The 13,890-nt window shown below is 70.9% G+C and carries 11 protein-coding genes; 4 read left to right on the top strand and 7 right to left on the bottom strand.

The features are described 5' to 3' along the window. Positions 1–28: 28 nt before the first annotated feature. Both BJY14_RS27190 and nagA read right to left on the bottom strand, forming a co-directional pair. Positions 29–1,069, bottom strand: coding sequence for an SIS domain-containing protein (locus tag BJY14_RS27190; protein ID WP_246396132.1), 1,041 nt, complete (start codon positions 1,067–1,069; stop codon positions 29–31). Beyond that, a complete protein-coding gene (gene nagA / locus BJY14_RS27185; protein ID WP_179846194.1) occupies positions 1,066–2,226 on the bottom strand; it encodes an N-acetylglucosamine-6-phosphate deacetylase in 1,161 nt (386 codons plus the stop codon). The genes BJY14_RS27190 and nagA overlap by 4 nt, the downstream gene beginning before the upstream one ends. Before the next feature lie 453 nt (positions 2,227–2,679). Between nagA and BJY14_RS27180 the strand changes: the two genes are divergently transcribed. From BJY14_RS27180 to BJY14_RS27170, 3 genes are all read left to right on the top strand, one after another. Further along, positions 2,680–3,420 carry a GntR family transcriptional regulator gene (locus BJY14_RS27180; protein WP_141581197.1) on the top strand — a complete coding sequence of 247 codons (741 nt, stop codon included), beginning with the start codon at positions 2,680–2,682 and terminating at the stop codon, positions 3,418–3,420. Between the two features lie 23 nt (positions 3,421–3,443). Then, on the top strand, positions 3,444–4,811 hold the full coding sequence (locus BJY14_RS27175) for a PTS transporter subunit EIIC (RefSeq protein ID WP_179846193.1): 1,368 nt from the start codon (positions 3,444–3,446) through the stop codon (positions 4,809–4,811). Between the two features lie 235 nt (positions 4,812–5,046). Continuing rightward, on the top strand, positions 5,047–5,457 hold the full coding sequence (locus tag BJY14_RS27170) for an Rv3235 family protein (RefSeq protein WP_179846192.1): 411 nt from the start codon (positions 5,047–5,049) through the stop codon (positions 5,455–5,457). 185 nt (positions 5,458–5,642) lie between these two features. On the opposite strand, the gene secA is transcribed toward BJY14_RS27170, so the two are convergent. Beyond that, a complete protein-coding gene (gene secA / locus BJY14_RS27165) occupies positions 5,643–8,510 on the bottom strand; it encodes a preprotein translocase subunit SecA (protein ID WP_179846191.1) in 2,868 nt (955 codons plus the stop codon). A 182-nt stretch (positions 8,511–8,692) separates the two neighbouring features. Here secA and BJY14_RS27160 point away from each other — a divergent pair, with 182 nt between their 5' ends. Further along, positions 8,693–9,031 (top strand): HGxxPAAW family protein, encoded by a 339-nt coding sequence (locus BJY14_RS27160; RefSeq protein WP_179846190.1) that lies wholly within the window; start codon positions 8,693–8,695, stop codon positions 9,029–9,031. A gap of 317 nt (positions 9,032–9,348) precedes the next feature. Here the strand turns inward: BJY14_RS27160 and BJY14_RS27155 are convergent, their stop codons facing one another. The 4 genes from BJY14_RS27155 to BJY14_RS27135 all read right to left on the bottom strand — a co-directional run bounded on the left by BJY14_RS27155 (position 9,349) and on the right by BJY14_RS27135 (position 13,819). After that, the gene (locus tag BJY14_RS27155) at positions 9,349–10,752 is read right to left on the bottom strand and encodes a winged helix-turn-helix domain-containing protein (protein WP_312879425.1); all 1,404 of its coding nucleotides are present in this window, start codon (positions 10,750–10,752) and stop codon (positions 9,349–9,351) included. A 54-nt stretch (positions 10,753–10,806) separates the two neighbouring features. Further along, complete coding sequence (locus tag BJY14_RS27145; RefSeq protein WP_179846189.1) at positions 10,807–11,574, bottom strand: response regulator; 768 nt, start codon at positions 11,572–11,574, stop codon at positions 10,807–10,809. A 260-nt stretch (positions 11,575–11,834) separates the two neighbouring features. Continuing rightward, positions 11,835–12,500: a ribosome hibernation-promoting factor, HPF/YfiA family gene (gene hpf, locus BJY14_RS27140; protein ID WP_179846188.1), complete on the bottom strand. Its 666-nt coding sequence runs from the start codon at positions 12,498–12,500 to the stop codon at positions 11,835–11,837. 653 nt (positions 12,501–13,153) lie between these two features. Beyond that, complete coding sequence (locus BJY14_RS27135; RefSeq protein WP_179846187.1) at positions 13,154–13,819, bottom strand: ComF family protein; 666 nt, start codon at positions 13,817–13,819, stop codon at positions 13,154–13,156. Positions 13,820–13,890 lie beyond the last annotated feature (71 nt).

Raw genomic sequence — 13,890 nt, 5'->3', positions numbered from 1 at the left:
CGTTCTCTCTTCTCGGGGTCCGGGTCGCTCAGTCGGTCTGGGTGACCTTGTTGAGGCCGCGCGGGACGTCGGGGTCGATCCCGAGCCGGCGGGCCAGGCTCTCGACCATGATCTGGCCGGGGACGATGAGGCCCAGCGGCGCCACCCACTCGGGCAGCGCGGGACCGGGGAGCGCGGCCGTGCACGCCTCCGCCAGCTCCGCGCCGCCGCCCACGCCGAACGCGGAGGCGCCGGCGCCCCGCACCCGGCGGGCCAGCGCGACGGTGCCGGGCAGCGTCGGGCCGGAGTCGGCGGCGACCAGCAGCGCCGGGGTCTGCGCGTCGACGACGGCGATCGGACCGTGCAGCAGGTCGGCGTACGACAGCCCCATGGCGTGCAGGTAGCACGCCTCCTTGATCTTCAGGGCCAGCTCCAGCGCGGTCCCGAACGCGATTCCGCGTCCGGAGACCACCGTACCCGGCACCTTCGCCAGCGCCTCGACGATCTCCGGCAGCGCGGGCGAGGCCTCGGTCAGCGCGATCATCCGGGCGACCTCGTCCGGGACGCGGCGCAGGTCGTCCTCGGCGACGCCCGCGCCGAGCCCGAGGCCGAGCACCGACAGCGCGGCGAGCTGCGTCGTGTAGGTCTTGGTGGCCGGCACCGCGATCTCCGCGCCCGCCTGGGTGATCAGCGCGACCTCGGCGGCCTCGGCGAGCGGCGACCCGGCGCCGTTGGTGACCGCGACCGTCCGGGCGCCGCAGTCGCGCGCCCAGTCGAGGGTCTCGACGATCTCCTCGGTCTTGCCGGACTGGCTGATCGCCACGGCCAGCACGCCGGACAGGTCCAGCCGGCGGCGGTAGGCGGTCGCGATGGACGGCGCGGCGAGCGTGGCCAGCCGGCCGGCATGCGCCTCCACCAGGTAGCGCCCGTACACCGCGGCGTTGTCGGACGACCCGCGCGCGACGAACAGCACCTGCCGGGTCTCCCGCGCCAGTGCCCCGATGTCGGGCACGCGCGGGAGGAGCGCGTCGATCGTCCGGCGCAGCGCGTCCGGCTGCTCACCGATCTCGGCGCGCATCTGACTGGTCATGATCCCCCTCCGAAGACTTCCTGCCCGTTGACCCACGTCGCAAGCGCCCGGTGGTCCGGCCCCAGCCAGACCAGGTCGGCCGCGGCGCCGGGGGCGATCCTGCCGAGATCGGGCCGGCCGACGAGGTCGGCCGGGATCCGGGTCGCGGCGTCGACCGCGTCGGCGGGGTCGACGCCGAGCGCGACGGCGTTGCCGACCGCCTCGTCCAGCCGGAGGCCGGAACCGGCGATGGTGCCGTCGGCGCGCAGCGGCGGGCCCTGCTCGGGCATGGTGATGGGCTCGCCGCCGAGGTCGTAGGTGCCGGGCGGCATCCCGGCGGCCGAGGCCGCGTCGGTGACGAGCACGACCCGTCCCGCCGCGGCCCGCAGCACCAGCGTCGCCACCTCGGGGCCGACGTGGTGCAGGTCGAGGATGAGCCCGGGGCTCAGCCGCTCGTCGATGAGGGCCTGGACGGCCACGCCCGGGTCGCGGTGGTGGACGCCGGTCTGCGCGTTGAAGACGTGGGTGACCTTGCGTGCCCCGGCGTCGGCAGCGGCGCTGACCTGCGCGGCGGTGGCGTCGCTGTGCCCGACGCTGACCAGCACTCCGGCCGCGGTGAGGGTGCGGATCGCCTCCAGGGCGCCGTCCCGTTCGGGCGCGAGGGTGACGAGCTTGACCAGGCCCGTCTCCAGCAGGGTCGCGATGTCACCGGGTGCCGGGTCGGTGAGGTGGGCGGCGTTGTGCGCGCCCTTGCGCTTCTCCGACAGGAACGGGCCTTCGAGGTGGACGCCGAGGACGCGGGCCCCTGGCGGCAGGTCCGGCAGGAGGTCTCGGGCGCGGCGGAGCGCCTCGGCCTGCGTGCTCACCGGGGCCGTGATGAAGGTGGGGAGGAAGGCGGTCACGCCGGTCTCGGGAAGGCGGGACACGACGGTGCGCCAGCCGTCATCGGCGGCGTCCACCATGTCGTGGCCGTAGTAGCCGTTCACCTGGAGATCGACGAGCCCGGGCGCGAGCAGGCCGTCCGGGAGGTCGACGTCGGGCACGTCGTCCGGTCGCCCCTCCCCGGCCTCGGTGATCACTCCGTCCGCGACGCGGACGTGTCCCGGGGACACGACGCGGTTGGGGCCGGCCGGCGGGGTAAGGATCATGCGGTCGGCTGTGATCAGCAGTGATGCCATGGGGGCGCGCTCTCTGTGACGCGATGATCGCGGATGAGTTCCTCCGGATACCAACTGGTCTAGTCCGGACTAGACCAGTACGCACCATACTCCACGAATCGGAGGGAGATGAAGATGCGGGGCGAAACTTCGTACGGCGACCGACCGCCACGGGAGTTCCGGCCGCCGGGGCGCGGGGGACGGGAGCCGGAAATGGTCATGACGACCCGATCGGAACCGGAGGAACCGTCCGGCGCCCCGACCTGACCTGCGAGTTTGTCGATCTTGACGTCGCCGCGGCGTGATCGGGCCGTTACGGATTCGTGCATTGACATGCCTTTCGGTGCTGTGGTCTAGTCCGGCCTAGACCAGTACGAACCAAATCGAATACCGTCGAAAAACCGACTAGCCCACCCATCCGTCGAAACCCGGCGAATCCCATCGATCCGGCCACCGGCCATCGAGGACACCCCCGTGACGACCATCGACCCGCACAGTCCGGTACCGAAGTACTTCCAGCTCCGCGCCATCCTGCTCGACCTCATCGAGAGCGCGGAGCTGCCCGTCGACGCCCCGATCCCCTCGGAGCGCGAGCTGTGCGTCCGGTACCGGCTGTCCCGCATGACCGTCCGGCAGGGCGTCGACCAGCTGGTGTCCGAGGGGCGGCTCTACCGCGTCCCCGGCAAGGGCACCTTCGTCGCCCGGCCCAAGATCGAGATGCCGCTGCGGCTCGTCTCGTTCACCGAGGACATGCTGGCCCGCGGGCTGCGGCCCGGCGCCGTCGACCTGGACCGGCGCACGGTCCCGGCGGACGCGCGCCTCGCCCGCATCTTCGACGTCGAGCCGGGCACGCAGATCCACGTCATCGAGCGGCTGCGCACCGCCGACGGCGAGCCCATGGCACTCGAACGCGCGCATATCCTGGCTTCGCTCGCGCCTGACCTGCTCGATCGCAGGCTGGCCGACCGCTCCCTGTACGGCGTCCTCGAAGCGGTCTACGGGCTCGTCTTCGACGCGGGCGACCAGACCATCGACGCCAGCCTGGCCGACGCCGCCGACGCCAGGCACCTGCAGATCGCCCGGGGCAGTGCCGTGCTGCTCCTGCAAAGGCGCTCCTACACCGGAGGAGTGTGCGCCGAGCTGGGCGTGTCGACCTACAGGGCGGACCGGTACCAGATCCACACGGCCCTCGGAAATCCCCCGCCGCACTCCTGAAACCCCTGAGGAGGAACCTCGCGATGACTGCGACAACAGTGGACTCCGCGCCGCGGCGCGGGTCGAGCGCCCTCGCGGTGCTGCAGCGGATCGGCCGCAGCCTCATGCTGCCGATCGCCGTGCTGCCCGCCGCCGCTCTGCTGCTCCGGTTCGGCCAGCCCGACATGCTCGGTGAGGACGGCCTCGGCTGGAACCGCGTCGCCGAGGTCGTCGGCGGCGCCGGCCAGGCCCTGTTCAGCTACCTGCCGCTGCTGTTCGCGGTCGGCGTGGCGATCGGGTTCGCCCGCAAGTCCGACGGCTCCACCGCGCTCGCCGCCGTGGTCGGGTACCTGGTGTTCGACCAGGTCTCCAAGATCATGTTCTCGCACAGCGACGAGCTCAAGGGCAACGTGCTGATCACCAAGGTGGTGGACGGGGCGCCCAAGGAGGTCATCGACTTCGGGGCCAAGAACCCCACCGACGTCCTCGGCGGCATCCTCATCGGCGTCGTCGCCGCGCTGCTCTACCAGCGCTTCTACCGGGTGAAGCTGCCCACCTACCTGGCGTTCTTCGGCGGCCGGCGGTTCGTCCCGATCATCACGGCGCTCGCCGCCCTGGTGCTCGGCGTCCTGATCGGCTTCATCTGGCCGGTGTTCGGCAGCTGGCTGACCGACTTCGGCAACTGGATCACCGGCGCGGGCGCGGCCGGCGCCGGCATCTACGGCGTCATCAACCGCCTGCTGCTGCCGTTCGGCCTGCACCACATCCCGAACTCGCTGATCTGGTTCGTGTTCGGCTCCTACAACGGCCCCGACGGCACCGTGCACGGCGAGATCAACCGGTACCTGGCCGGCGACCCGCACGCGGGTGGCTTCCTCGCCGGGTTCTTCCCCGTCCTGATGTTCGGCCTGCCCGGCGCGGCGCTCGCCATCTGGCGCGCCGCTCCCCCGCACCGCCGTCCCGCGGTCGGCGGCATCATGATCTCCGCCGCGCTCACCGCGTTCGTCACCGGCGTCACCGAGCCGATCGAGTTCGCGTTCATGTTCGTCGCGCCCGTCCTGTACGGGGTGCACGTCGTCCTCACCGGCATCTCGATGGCGGTCCTGGAGGCGGCCGGCGCCCAGCTCGGCTTCGGCTTCTCCGCGGGCGGCATCGACCTGCTGCTGAACGCCTCGAAGGACAACACCAAGGGACTGTGGCTCATCCTCGGCATGGGCGTCCTGTACTTCTTCCTGTACTACTTCATCTTCAAGTTCCTGATCACGAAGTTCAACTTCGCGACCCCGGGCCGCGAACCCGAGGACGAGGAGTCGACGGCCGTCGACGCGGGCGCCGACCCCGAACTCGCGGGCGGCAAGAAGAAGAGGAACCGCAAGGGCACCGCCGAACCGCAGGACTCCGCGGCCGGCTGAGCCCACCCGTGAGTCCCGGGCCCCGCACCCCGTGACTCGCTCCCGAAGGCGGCGGGACGCGCTTCGCGTCCCGCCGCCTTTCCCATTCCCGTTACGGGAGCGGCCGTATGCGGTCAGGGACGTATTTTTCACAAGCTTCGTGACTCCTGTTTCAAAAAGCGATTCAGGAGGTTTCATGGTGCAGCCGGCCAGAACCGGGGCAGTTCGATTCGTTCAGTACCGCCCGGCGCCTCCCGTGAACGGAGCGCTTGCGCTGCGGCCCGCCGCGGGGCCCGCCCCACGAGGGCCGGGGCTGCGGCTCGTCCGTCCGGCGGCCGGGGAGGACGCGGAGGTCCAGGCCGTCGCGGAGGCGGCCGTGCGGCTCGCCGTGGAGGTGCTGGCCGGGGCGCGGCCCGCGCACCAGCTGTCGCTCGTCGCCGTCCCGGCCGTGTGCAGGGAGATCGCCGCGCAGCTCGGCCGGAGGGCGCGCGGCGGGCGGGTCGTCCCGCCGAAGGTGCTGTCGACGCGCTCGCAGCGGCCGGCGCCCGCGGTCGCCGAGGCGGTCGCCCTGGTGGTCATGGCGGGACGCGTCCACGCGCTGGCCCTGCGGCTGGAACACGCGCGGGGACGGTGGCGCTGCACGGCCCTGGAGACGACCGCGCCCTGACACGCGGGAACGGGCCCTGGCGCGCGAGAGCGGGCCGGATGCGCGAGAGCGGGCCGGATGCGCGGGAACGGGCCCTGGCGCGCGAGAGCGGGCCCGGCAGGCGGAGACGGCCCTGACATGCGGAAGCGGCCTCCCGAGGCGTCGGGAGGCCGCTTCAGCGCGTTCCGTGCGTGCTTCCAGGCGCCCTACTTGGCCTTGCTGCGCGGGTCGCCGTGGCAGCGCTTGAACTTCTTGCCGGAACCGCAGGGGCACGGGTCGTTGCGGTTGACGTCCGCGTACTCGTCCGCGGTCTCCTCGCTGTGCCGCTCGACACCGCCCTCGCCGTCGACGGTCGGGGCCGAGTACTCCAGCTTCTTCGGACGCTTCGGCTCGTCGAGGCCCTTCGCCTTGATCGCGACGGCCTCCTCGGCCTCCTCGACCTCGTCCTCGCCGGCCTTGTCCATGTCCACCGCGGGGGCGGACTTGGCGACCGACACCGGCTCGGCGCCCACGACCGGGGTCTCCGGCTGGTCCTCGACCTCGACCTCGAGGTTGAAGAGGTAGCCGACCGACTCCTCCTTGATGCCGTCGAGCATCGCGTTGAACATGTCGTAGCCCTCGCGCTGGTACTCCACCAGCGGGTCGCGCTGCGCCATGGCCCGCAGGCCGATGCCCTCCTGGAGGTAGTCCATCTCGTAGAGGTGCTCGCGCCACTTGCGGTCCAGCACCGACAGCACGACGCGGCGCTCCAGCTCGCGCATGACCTCCGCGCCGAGCTCCTCCTCGCGCTTGTCGTAGGCCGCCAGGGCGTCCTCGCGGATCTTCTCGGCGAGGGTCTCGGCGTCCAGGCCGGAGATGTCGCCGCCGACGCTCTCGACCAGCTCGTCCACCGTGATCGAGATCGGGTAGAGCTGCTTGAACGCCTTCCACAGCTTGTCGAGGTCCCACTCCTCGGCGAAGCCCTCGCCGGTGGCGCCCGCGACGTACCCGGCGACGACCTCGTCGATCATCCGGCGGACCTGCTCCTGCAGGTCCTCGCCCTCCAGCACCTTGCGGCGCTCGGCGTAGATGACCTTGCGCTGCCGGTTCAGCACCTCGTCGTACTTCAGGACGTTCTTGCGCATCTCGAAGTTCTGCTGCTCGACCTGGCCCTGCGCCGACCTGATCGCGTTGGAGACGATCTTGGACTCGATCGGCTGGTCGTCCGGGATGTTCAGCCGGGTCATGATCGCCTCGACGCGGGCCGAGTTGAACAGCCGCATCAGGTCGTCCTCGAGCGAGAGGTAGAACCGGGACTCGCCCGGGTCGCCCTGCCGGCCGGAGCGCCCGCGCAGCTGGTTGTCGATGCGCCGCGACTCGTGCCGCTCCGTCGCCAGCACGTACAGGCCGCCGACATCGACGACCTCCTCGTGCTCGCCCTTGACGTCCTCCTTGGCCTTCTCCAGCGCCTCGGGCCAGGCCGCCTCGTACTCCTCGGGCGTCTCCAGCGGCGACAGGCCGCGCTGGTGCAGCGCCAGGTCGGCGCGGAAGTCGGGGTTGCCGCCGAGCATGATGTCGGTGCCGCGCCCCGCCATGTTCGTCGCGACGGTGACGCCGCCCTTGCGGCCCGCCTCCGCGACGATCGCCGACTCCTTCTCGTGGTGCTTGGCGTTCAGCACCGCGTGCGGGATGCCGCGCCGCTTGAGCATCTTGCTCAGCCGCTCGGACTTCTCCACCGACGTCGTGCCGACCAGGACCGGCTGGCCCTTCTCGTGCCGCTCGGCGATGTCGTCGACCACGGCCTCGAACTTGGCCTGCTCGGTCTTGTAGACGACGTCCGCGACGTCCTGGCGGACCATCGGCTTGTTCGTCGGGATCGGCACCACGCCGATCTTGTAGGTCTTGTTGAACTCCGCGGCCTCGGTGTCGGCGGTGCCGGTCATGCCGGACAGCTTGCCGTAGAGGCGGAAGAAGTTCTGCAGGGTGATCGTGGCGAGCGTCTGGTTCTCGTCCTTGATCGCCACGCCCTCCTTGGCCTCGATGGCCTGGTGCATGCCCTCGTTGTAGCGGCGGCCGTGGAGGATGCGGCCGGTGAACTCGTCCACGATCAGGACCTCGCCGTTCATGACGACGTAGTCCTTGTCGCGCTTGTAGAGCTCCTTGGCCTTCAGGGCGTTGTTGAGGAAGCTCACCAGCGGCGTGTTCACCGAGTCGTAGAGGTTGTCGATGCCGAGCCAGTCCTCGACCTTCTCCACGCCGGACTCGGTGACGCCGACCGTGCGCTTCTTCTCGTTCACCTCGTAGTCGCCGGGCCCGTACTCGTCGACCTGCCCGGCCGTGCTGACCAGCTCGGCGCGCTTCAGCCGCGGGACGATCTTGGCGAACTCCGAGTACCACTTGGAGTTCTGCTCGGCCGGACCGGAGATGATCAGCGGGGTGCGGGCCTCGTCGATGAGGATCGAGTCGACCTCGTCCACGATCGCGAAGTTGTGGCCGCGCTGGACGCACTCCTCCAGGCTCCACGCCATGTTGTCGCGCAGGTAGTCGAAGCCGAACTCGTTGTTCGTCCCGTAGGTGATGTCGCAGTTGTAGGCCGCCCGGCGCTCGTCCGGGGTCATCTGCGGGAGGATGACGCCGACCTCGAGGCCGAGGAACTGGTGGACGCGGCCCATCCACTCGGCGTCGCGCTTGGCCAGGTAGTCGTTCACCGTGACCACGTGGACGCCCTCGCCCGCGAGGGCGTTGAGGTAGGCGGGGAGCACGCAGGTCAGGGTCTTGCCCTCACCCGTCTTCATCTCGGCGATGTTGCCGAGGTGCAGCGCCGCGCCGCCCATCACCTGGACGTCGTAGTGCCGCTGGCCGAGCACGCGCTTGGCGGCTTCGCGTGCGGTCGCGAACGCCTCGGGCAGCAGCTCGTCCAGGGTCTCGCCGTCGGCGAGGCGCTCCCGGTACTTGTCGGTCAGCTCGCGCAACTCGGCGTCGCTCATCTCGAGGAAGTCCTCCTCGATCGAGTTGACCTGATCCGCGAGCTTCTTGAGCTTGCGCAGAGTTTTTCCCTCGCCCGCACGAAGGATCTTGTCGATGACTGGCGGCACTCTCGAAGGCTCCTTGCAGATCGTGGGTCACCGCTCCAGGCGGCGCGCACACCACACGTACGATGCCCATCGTAGGCGAGACCCAGAATGGTCTAGGTCACTCCGGAGCGCAATCCACAGAGCGCCCCGTTTGACTGTCAGGGTCCCGGAGAAGATGTCTCACACCTCAGGAGGGAGCCGCTATGTCTGAAGAGTCGCACGGTTCGCACGCCGGCCGGCCGAGTTCGTGGATCGCCGTCACCGTCATCTTCATCGGTTTCGTGGTCGGCGGCGTCGGGCTCTGCCTGGGCCCCATGTGGATCATGTTCTGGGTCGGCGCGGGCATCGTCGTGCTCGGCATGCTCGTCAGCTGGGCCGTCCACCTGTTCTCCGACGTCGTCGTGGACGCGCCCCGCGTCATCCCCGAGATCGTCGACTACTCGCTGTTCGGATCCCACTCCGACAAGCGGCGCGGCGGCGACGCCGGCGAGGTCCTGGACGTCCCCGTGGCCACCGACACCCAACAGGCCCCCCACGGCTGACCGCCCCCACGGCCACCCCAGCACCAGCCCCCGCCCCCCGGGGGCTCCCTACTTTTGGCAACTCCACCCCCCGCCTCGCCTCAAAGCCAGGCCCCGACCCCACCGACCGCCAGACAGGCGAGACGCCGGACAGGCCGGACGTCGAAGAGACCGGGCCTCCGGCGGGCTGGACCTCCAACGGACCGGAACGTCAGAGGGGCTGGACCTCAAACAGGCCAGACCTCAGACGGACCGGCCCCAGACCGGCCGGACCTCAAACGGACCGGACGTTAGAAGGGCCGGATTGCAGACGGGCCGGACCCCAGACCGGCCGGGTCTCAGGCGGGGGCCGTGGTGGTGAGGGCGGTTTTGAGCAGGTCGGCGGGCAGGGTGGTGCGCTCTACGCGGACATCGTCGCAACCCACCCACTCCGCGGCGCGCCACAGGGCGGTGGCGAGGGCCGTCGCCGACGATTCCGTGCGGGCGGCGGTGCGGGTCGCCCACGGCTCCATGGACACCTGGCGGGCGATGAGCGTGCGGCCCTCCCGCGCGGGGTCGACGCGTCCGATTAGGCGCCCGCCGGCCAGGAGCGGCATCGCGAAGTAGCCGTGGACGCGCTTGTCCTTCGGGACGTACGCCTCCAGGCGGTGGTCGAAGCCGAACACGCGCGAGGCGCGGGCGCGGTCCCAGACGAGGGAGTCGAAGGGCGAGAGCAGCACGGTGGCGTGCCTGCCCTTGGGCGTCGACTCCAGCGCGCCGGGGTCGGCCCAGGCCCGCTGGGTCCATCCGGCGACCTCGACGGGCACGAGCCCGGTCGCCTCGATCACGCGGTCGACCTGGTCCTGCTTGATCCGGTAGTAGTCGGCGAGGTCGCCGCGGGTGGCCACGCCGAGGGCCCGCCCCGCGCGGGCGACGAGGGCGGTGAGGCAGGCGTCGTCGTCGAGGTCCAGCGCGAGAAGGTCTCCAGGGACGGCGCGTTCGGCGAGGTCGTACACGCGGCGCCAGCCGATCCGTTCGACGCAGACGACCTCGCCGATGTCCAGCAGCCACTCGATGCCGATCTTGTGGTCGCTCCAGTCCCACCAGTCGGCGCTCGCCTTGGCGCCGCCGAGCTCCTTGGTGGTGAGGGGGCCGTCCGCGCCCAGCCGTGCGCGGATCTCGTCGCAGACGCCCTCGGGCACCTTGTGCCACCGCCAGCCGCGACGCACGTAGGCACGGCGCCTAAACGCGAACAGCGGCCAGTCGGCCATCGGCAGGATGGACGCGGCATGCGCCCAGTACTCGAACGTCCCACCCGCACGCGAACCGCCCGAGAGCGCCCCAGCGCCCCCCGAGCCCCCCGCGCTCAAGCCACCAGAAACCGAACCGCCAGGAGCCCGACCGAAAGCGGTATCGCCAGGCCCCGGCCCGTTGGCGGCCGGACCGTTGGCGGCCGGACCGTTGGCGGCTGGGCGGTCATCGGTCGGCCCGGGGGTCGGCGCGGGCTTTGCGGAGCGGCGCGTTCCGGACTTGGCGGCGCGGGGCGCGCCCCAGTAGGCGGCCTCGATCCTGTCGCGACCGACCGCGCCGAGGCGGGCGTAGGGCACCAGCTCGTGGGACCGGGCCAGGACCGAGATCGTGTCGAGCTGGACGGCGCCGAGCCGTTCCAGCATCGCCGGCACGCCCCCCTTGGGGCGCGCCCCCAGGAATCCCTGGGCGCGCAACTGGATCCGCCGTGCCTCGTCCGCGCTGAGTTCCACCACGTCGGCGATGCTACGACACAACACCGACAAAACCGGATTGCCGGTTGCCCTGGCTCAGGTGATCTCGAGGAGTTTTTCGCGGACGGCGTAGACGACGGCTTCCATCCGGGAGTGGAGCTGGAGCTTCTCCAGGATGTTGCGCACGTGGTTCTTCACCGTGTTCTCGGAGATGAACAGCTCGCGCGCGATCTCGCGGTTGCCGAGGCCGCGGGCGACGAGGCGCAGGACCTCCATCTCGCGCTCGGTGAGGCGGGGCGCGGGGACCTGCTGGGTGCGCTCCTCGCTGCGCTTGGCCAGCGAGGCGAACTCGGTGATGAGCTTGGACGCCATCGACGGGCTGATCAGCGACTGGCCGCCGTGGACGGCGCGGACGGCCTGCGGGACCTCGTCGATCGAGATCTCCTTGAGCAGGTAGCCGCTGGCGCCGGCCTTGATCGCCTCGAAGAGGTCCTCCTCCTCGTCGCTGATGGTCAGCATGACGATCTTCGCGCTGGGCGCGGCGTCCTTGATCGCGGTGCAGGCCTCGATGCCGCTGCGGCGCGGCATCCGGATGTCCATGAGGACGACGTCCGGCAGCAGGTCGCCGGCCATCTCCACGGCCTGCTGGCCGTCGCCGCCCTCGCCGATGACCTCGATGTCGTCCTCGCCCTGCAGGACCATCTCCAGGCCGCGGCGGAACAGCGCGTGGTCGTCGACGATGAGCACGCCGATGGGGTCTGCCGCTCCGGTCGGCGCCTTCGCCTCCCGGCCGGCGGGGGCGGTGCCGGCGCCGGACTGGCGGGGTACCGCCGCGGCGTCGCGAGTCTCGGGCTTCTCGCTCACCAGAGTCGCGGCGTGGAGGAGACGCCGCTTCCCCCCTTCACTATTCAGCGATATGGAACTGCCGGAGGGTCGTTCTCCTACGGGTCGTCCTGGGAACCTACGGGGTCCGGGGACGAACCCGGGGGATTTCGGACCGGGGTGTCTCCCGGTTAACCGCCGCGCGCCCCGGGAGGTTCCCGGGACGCGCCGCGTCGCGGTCGGCTGGTGCGCCTTTTCAGATCATGACATGGTTCGGGCGGTGACGTGACGCGAGTACCGCATCACTCTTCGACAAGCCTGATGACTCCGTAGTCCCAGCCTCGCCTCCGGTAGACGACCGAGGGGTGCCCGGTGGACTTGTCGCGGTACAGGAAGAAGTCGTGGCCGACGAGCTCCATCTCGAAGAGGGCCTGTTCGATGCCCATCGGCTCGGCCTGGTGGAACTTCTCGCGGACGACGAGGGGGCCGTCGCCGTCCATGGGGATGGGGACGAGGTTCTCTTCCGGCGAGACCGCCACGGGCTCGGCCTCCGCGGCCGGTGCGGGCTGCTCGGCGGGCTCGGGCGCGACGGCGGGGAGTGCCTCGGGGAGCGTCTCCATCGTGGCGAGCTTGGCGCGGCCCTTGCCGCCGTGGTTCTTGGCGCCGTGCCCCTTGCGCCGCTCCGAGTCGCGGCGGAGCCGCGACTCCAGCTTGTCCAGCGCCAGGTCGAGGGCTCCGTAGCGGTCGTCGGCGGCGGCCTCGGCCCGGATCACCGGGCCGCGGGAGCGGATCGTGAGCTCCACTCGCTCGCGCTGGTCGGCAAGGCGCGGGTTGCGTTCCTCTGAGACCTCCACGTCCACGCGGATGACCTTCTGGTCGAGCCGCTCGATCTTGGCGAGTTTGTTGTCGACGTGCCGACGGAACCTGTCGTTGACGTCGGTGTGCCGGCCCCTCACGGTGATGTTCACGTGGGACCCCCCTTCTCCCGGTTACGTTTCCTGCCCGTTCCGGGGCCCCTGACGGCCCCGTACGGGTACCAAAGGACGGTGGGTCGCACCCGCCCGGCCGACCTGGTCTTCGTCCCCACATCCGCCTGCTGAGGGGCTCGCGGCGCTCTCGCCACTACTGCCCTTCTCCCGGTTCGGGGGATGTCGGATCCCTCGACGGGGCAGGACTTACCTCTAAGGCGCACCGTGATCGGTCGACGAGAAGTCGCCTTACGTGGGCCGTTTCGCCTGCGCCTGGCATCGGCTAGCCGGATCGTCTGCCGTGCCCCTGACGGGCACTGCGATCCAACGCAACCACGGACCCGGGCGGGTGCCATGTCAGGAACGCTAACCCCTTACGCCACGAATGTCAGGGGGGTGCGGCGAGGAAAAACTCACTGACCGTCATCGTTGACTGCCTCAGCGGGGTCTTCCGCCGCCCCCGCGAGGGCCCGTCACGGACGCGAAACCCTTGTGTGCAAGCCGCTCACAGGCCCAACGCCCGCCCAGGTCAGATGGGACTGACTCCCCGGTGAGTTTCCGAAATCTCTGCTGCCCCATGTCCCAATGTGACTCGATTAACTTCACACTGTCCCCCTACACCACACAGGTCCGACAACTTTCACTACGCGGAGTCACCAGAGCCGGTGCCGGGGCGTCGCCGCGATGGTCGCCGCTCCGGCCACGTCAGCGCCGGCGGCCCGCAGGGCCCGCGCGGCCTCGGCGAGGGACGCGCCCGTCGTGACCACGTCGTCGACCAGGACGACGCTGCGCCCGGCGACCTCGGCGCGCACCTCGATGGCCCCCGCCAGGTTGGCGGCCCGTTCCCTGGCGGAGAGCCCGGCCTGGTCGGCGACCCGCCCCCGTTGCCGAAGGGCGCCGAGCGAGGTCACGGGGACACCGCTCGCGCGAAGCCGCTGAACCGCGACGTGCACCGCCCCCCGCAAAGGGTCGTGGCCGCGTCGACGCACGGCGCCGCGCCCCGACGGCACCCACACCACCATCGGCGGGTCGGGGCCGGACGGGAGGGCCGCGTACACGGACGTCGCCAGGGCCTCCCCCAGAGGGACGGCGAGGGCCGCACGTCCGCGCTCCTTGTAGGAGGCCAGGATCGTGCGGAGCGGCCCCTCATAGGCCGCCACGGTCCACGGAGGGGGCAGCCCGGCGGGCGCCTGCCCTGCCGGGCGCGCATCCGCCCGCAAGGGACGTGCGCACGCGTCGCACAGCAGCCCGGGCCGATGCCCGCACCCGGCGCAGCACTGCGGAAGAAGCAGGTCGATCAGTTCAGCGAGAACACCCATGCCCCCGACGATGCCGGACGCCCCCGCCTCTCGCCCGGACTCCCCGAACTGTGGATAACTCTCCGTGATCA

This window comes from Actinomadura luteofluorescens (genome assembly GCF_013409365.1).
Taxonomy (GTDB): Bacteria; Actinomycetota; Actinomycetes; order Streptosporangiales; family Streptosporangiaceae; genus Spirillospora; species Spirillospora luteofluorescens.
Note: the sequence above shows the minus strand (reverse complement) of the source record. Positions and strands in the feature narration are given on the sequence as shown.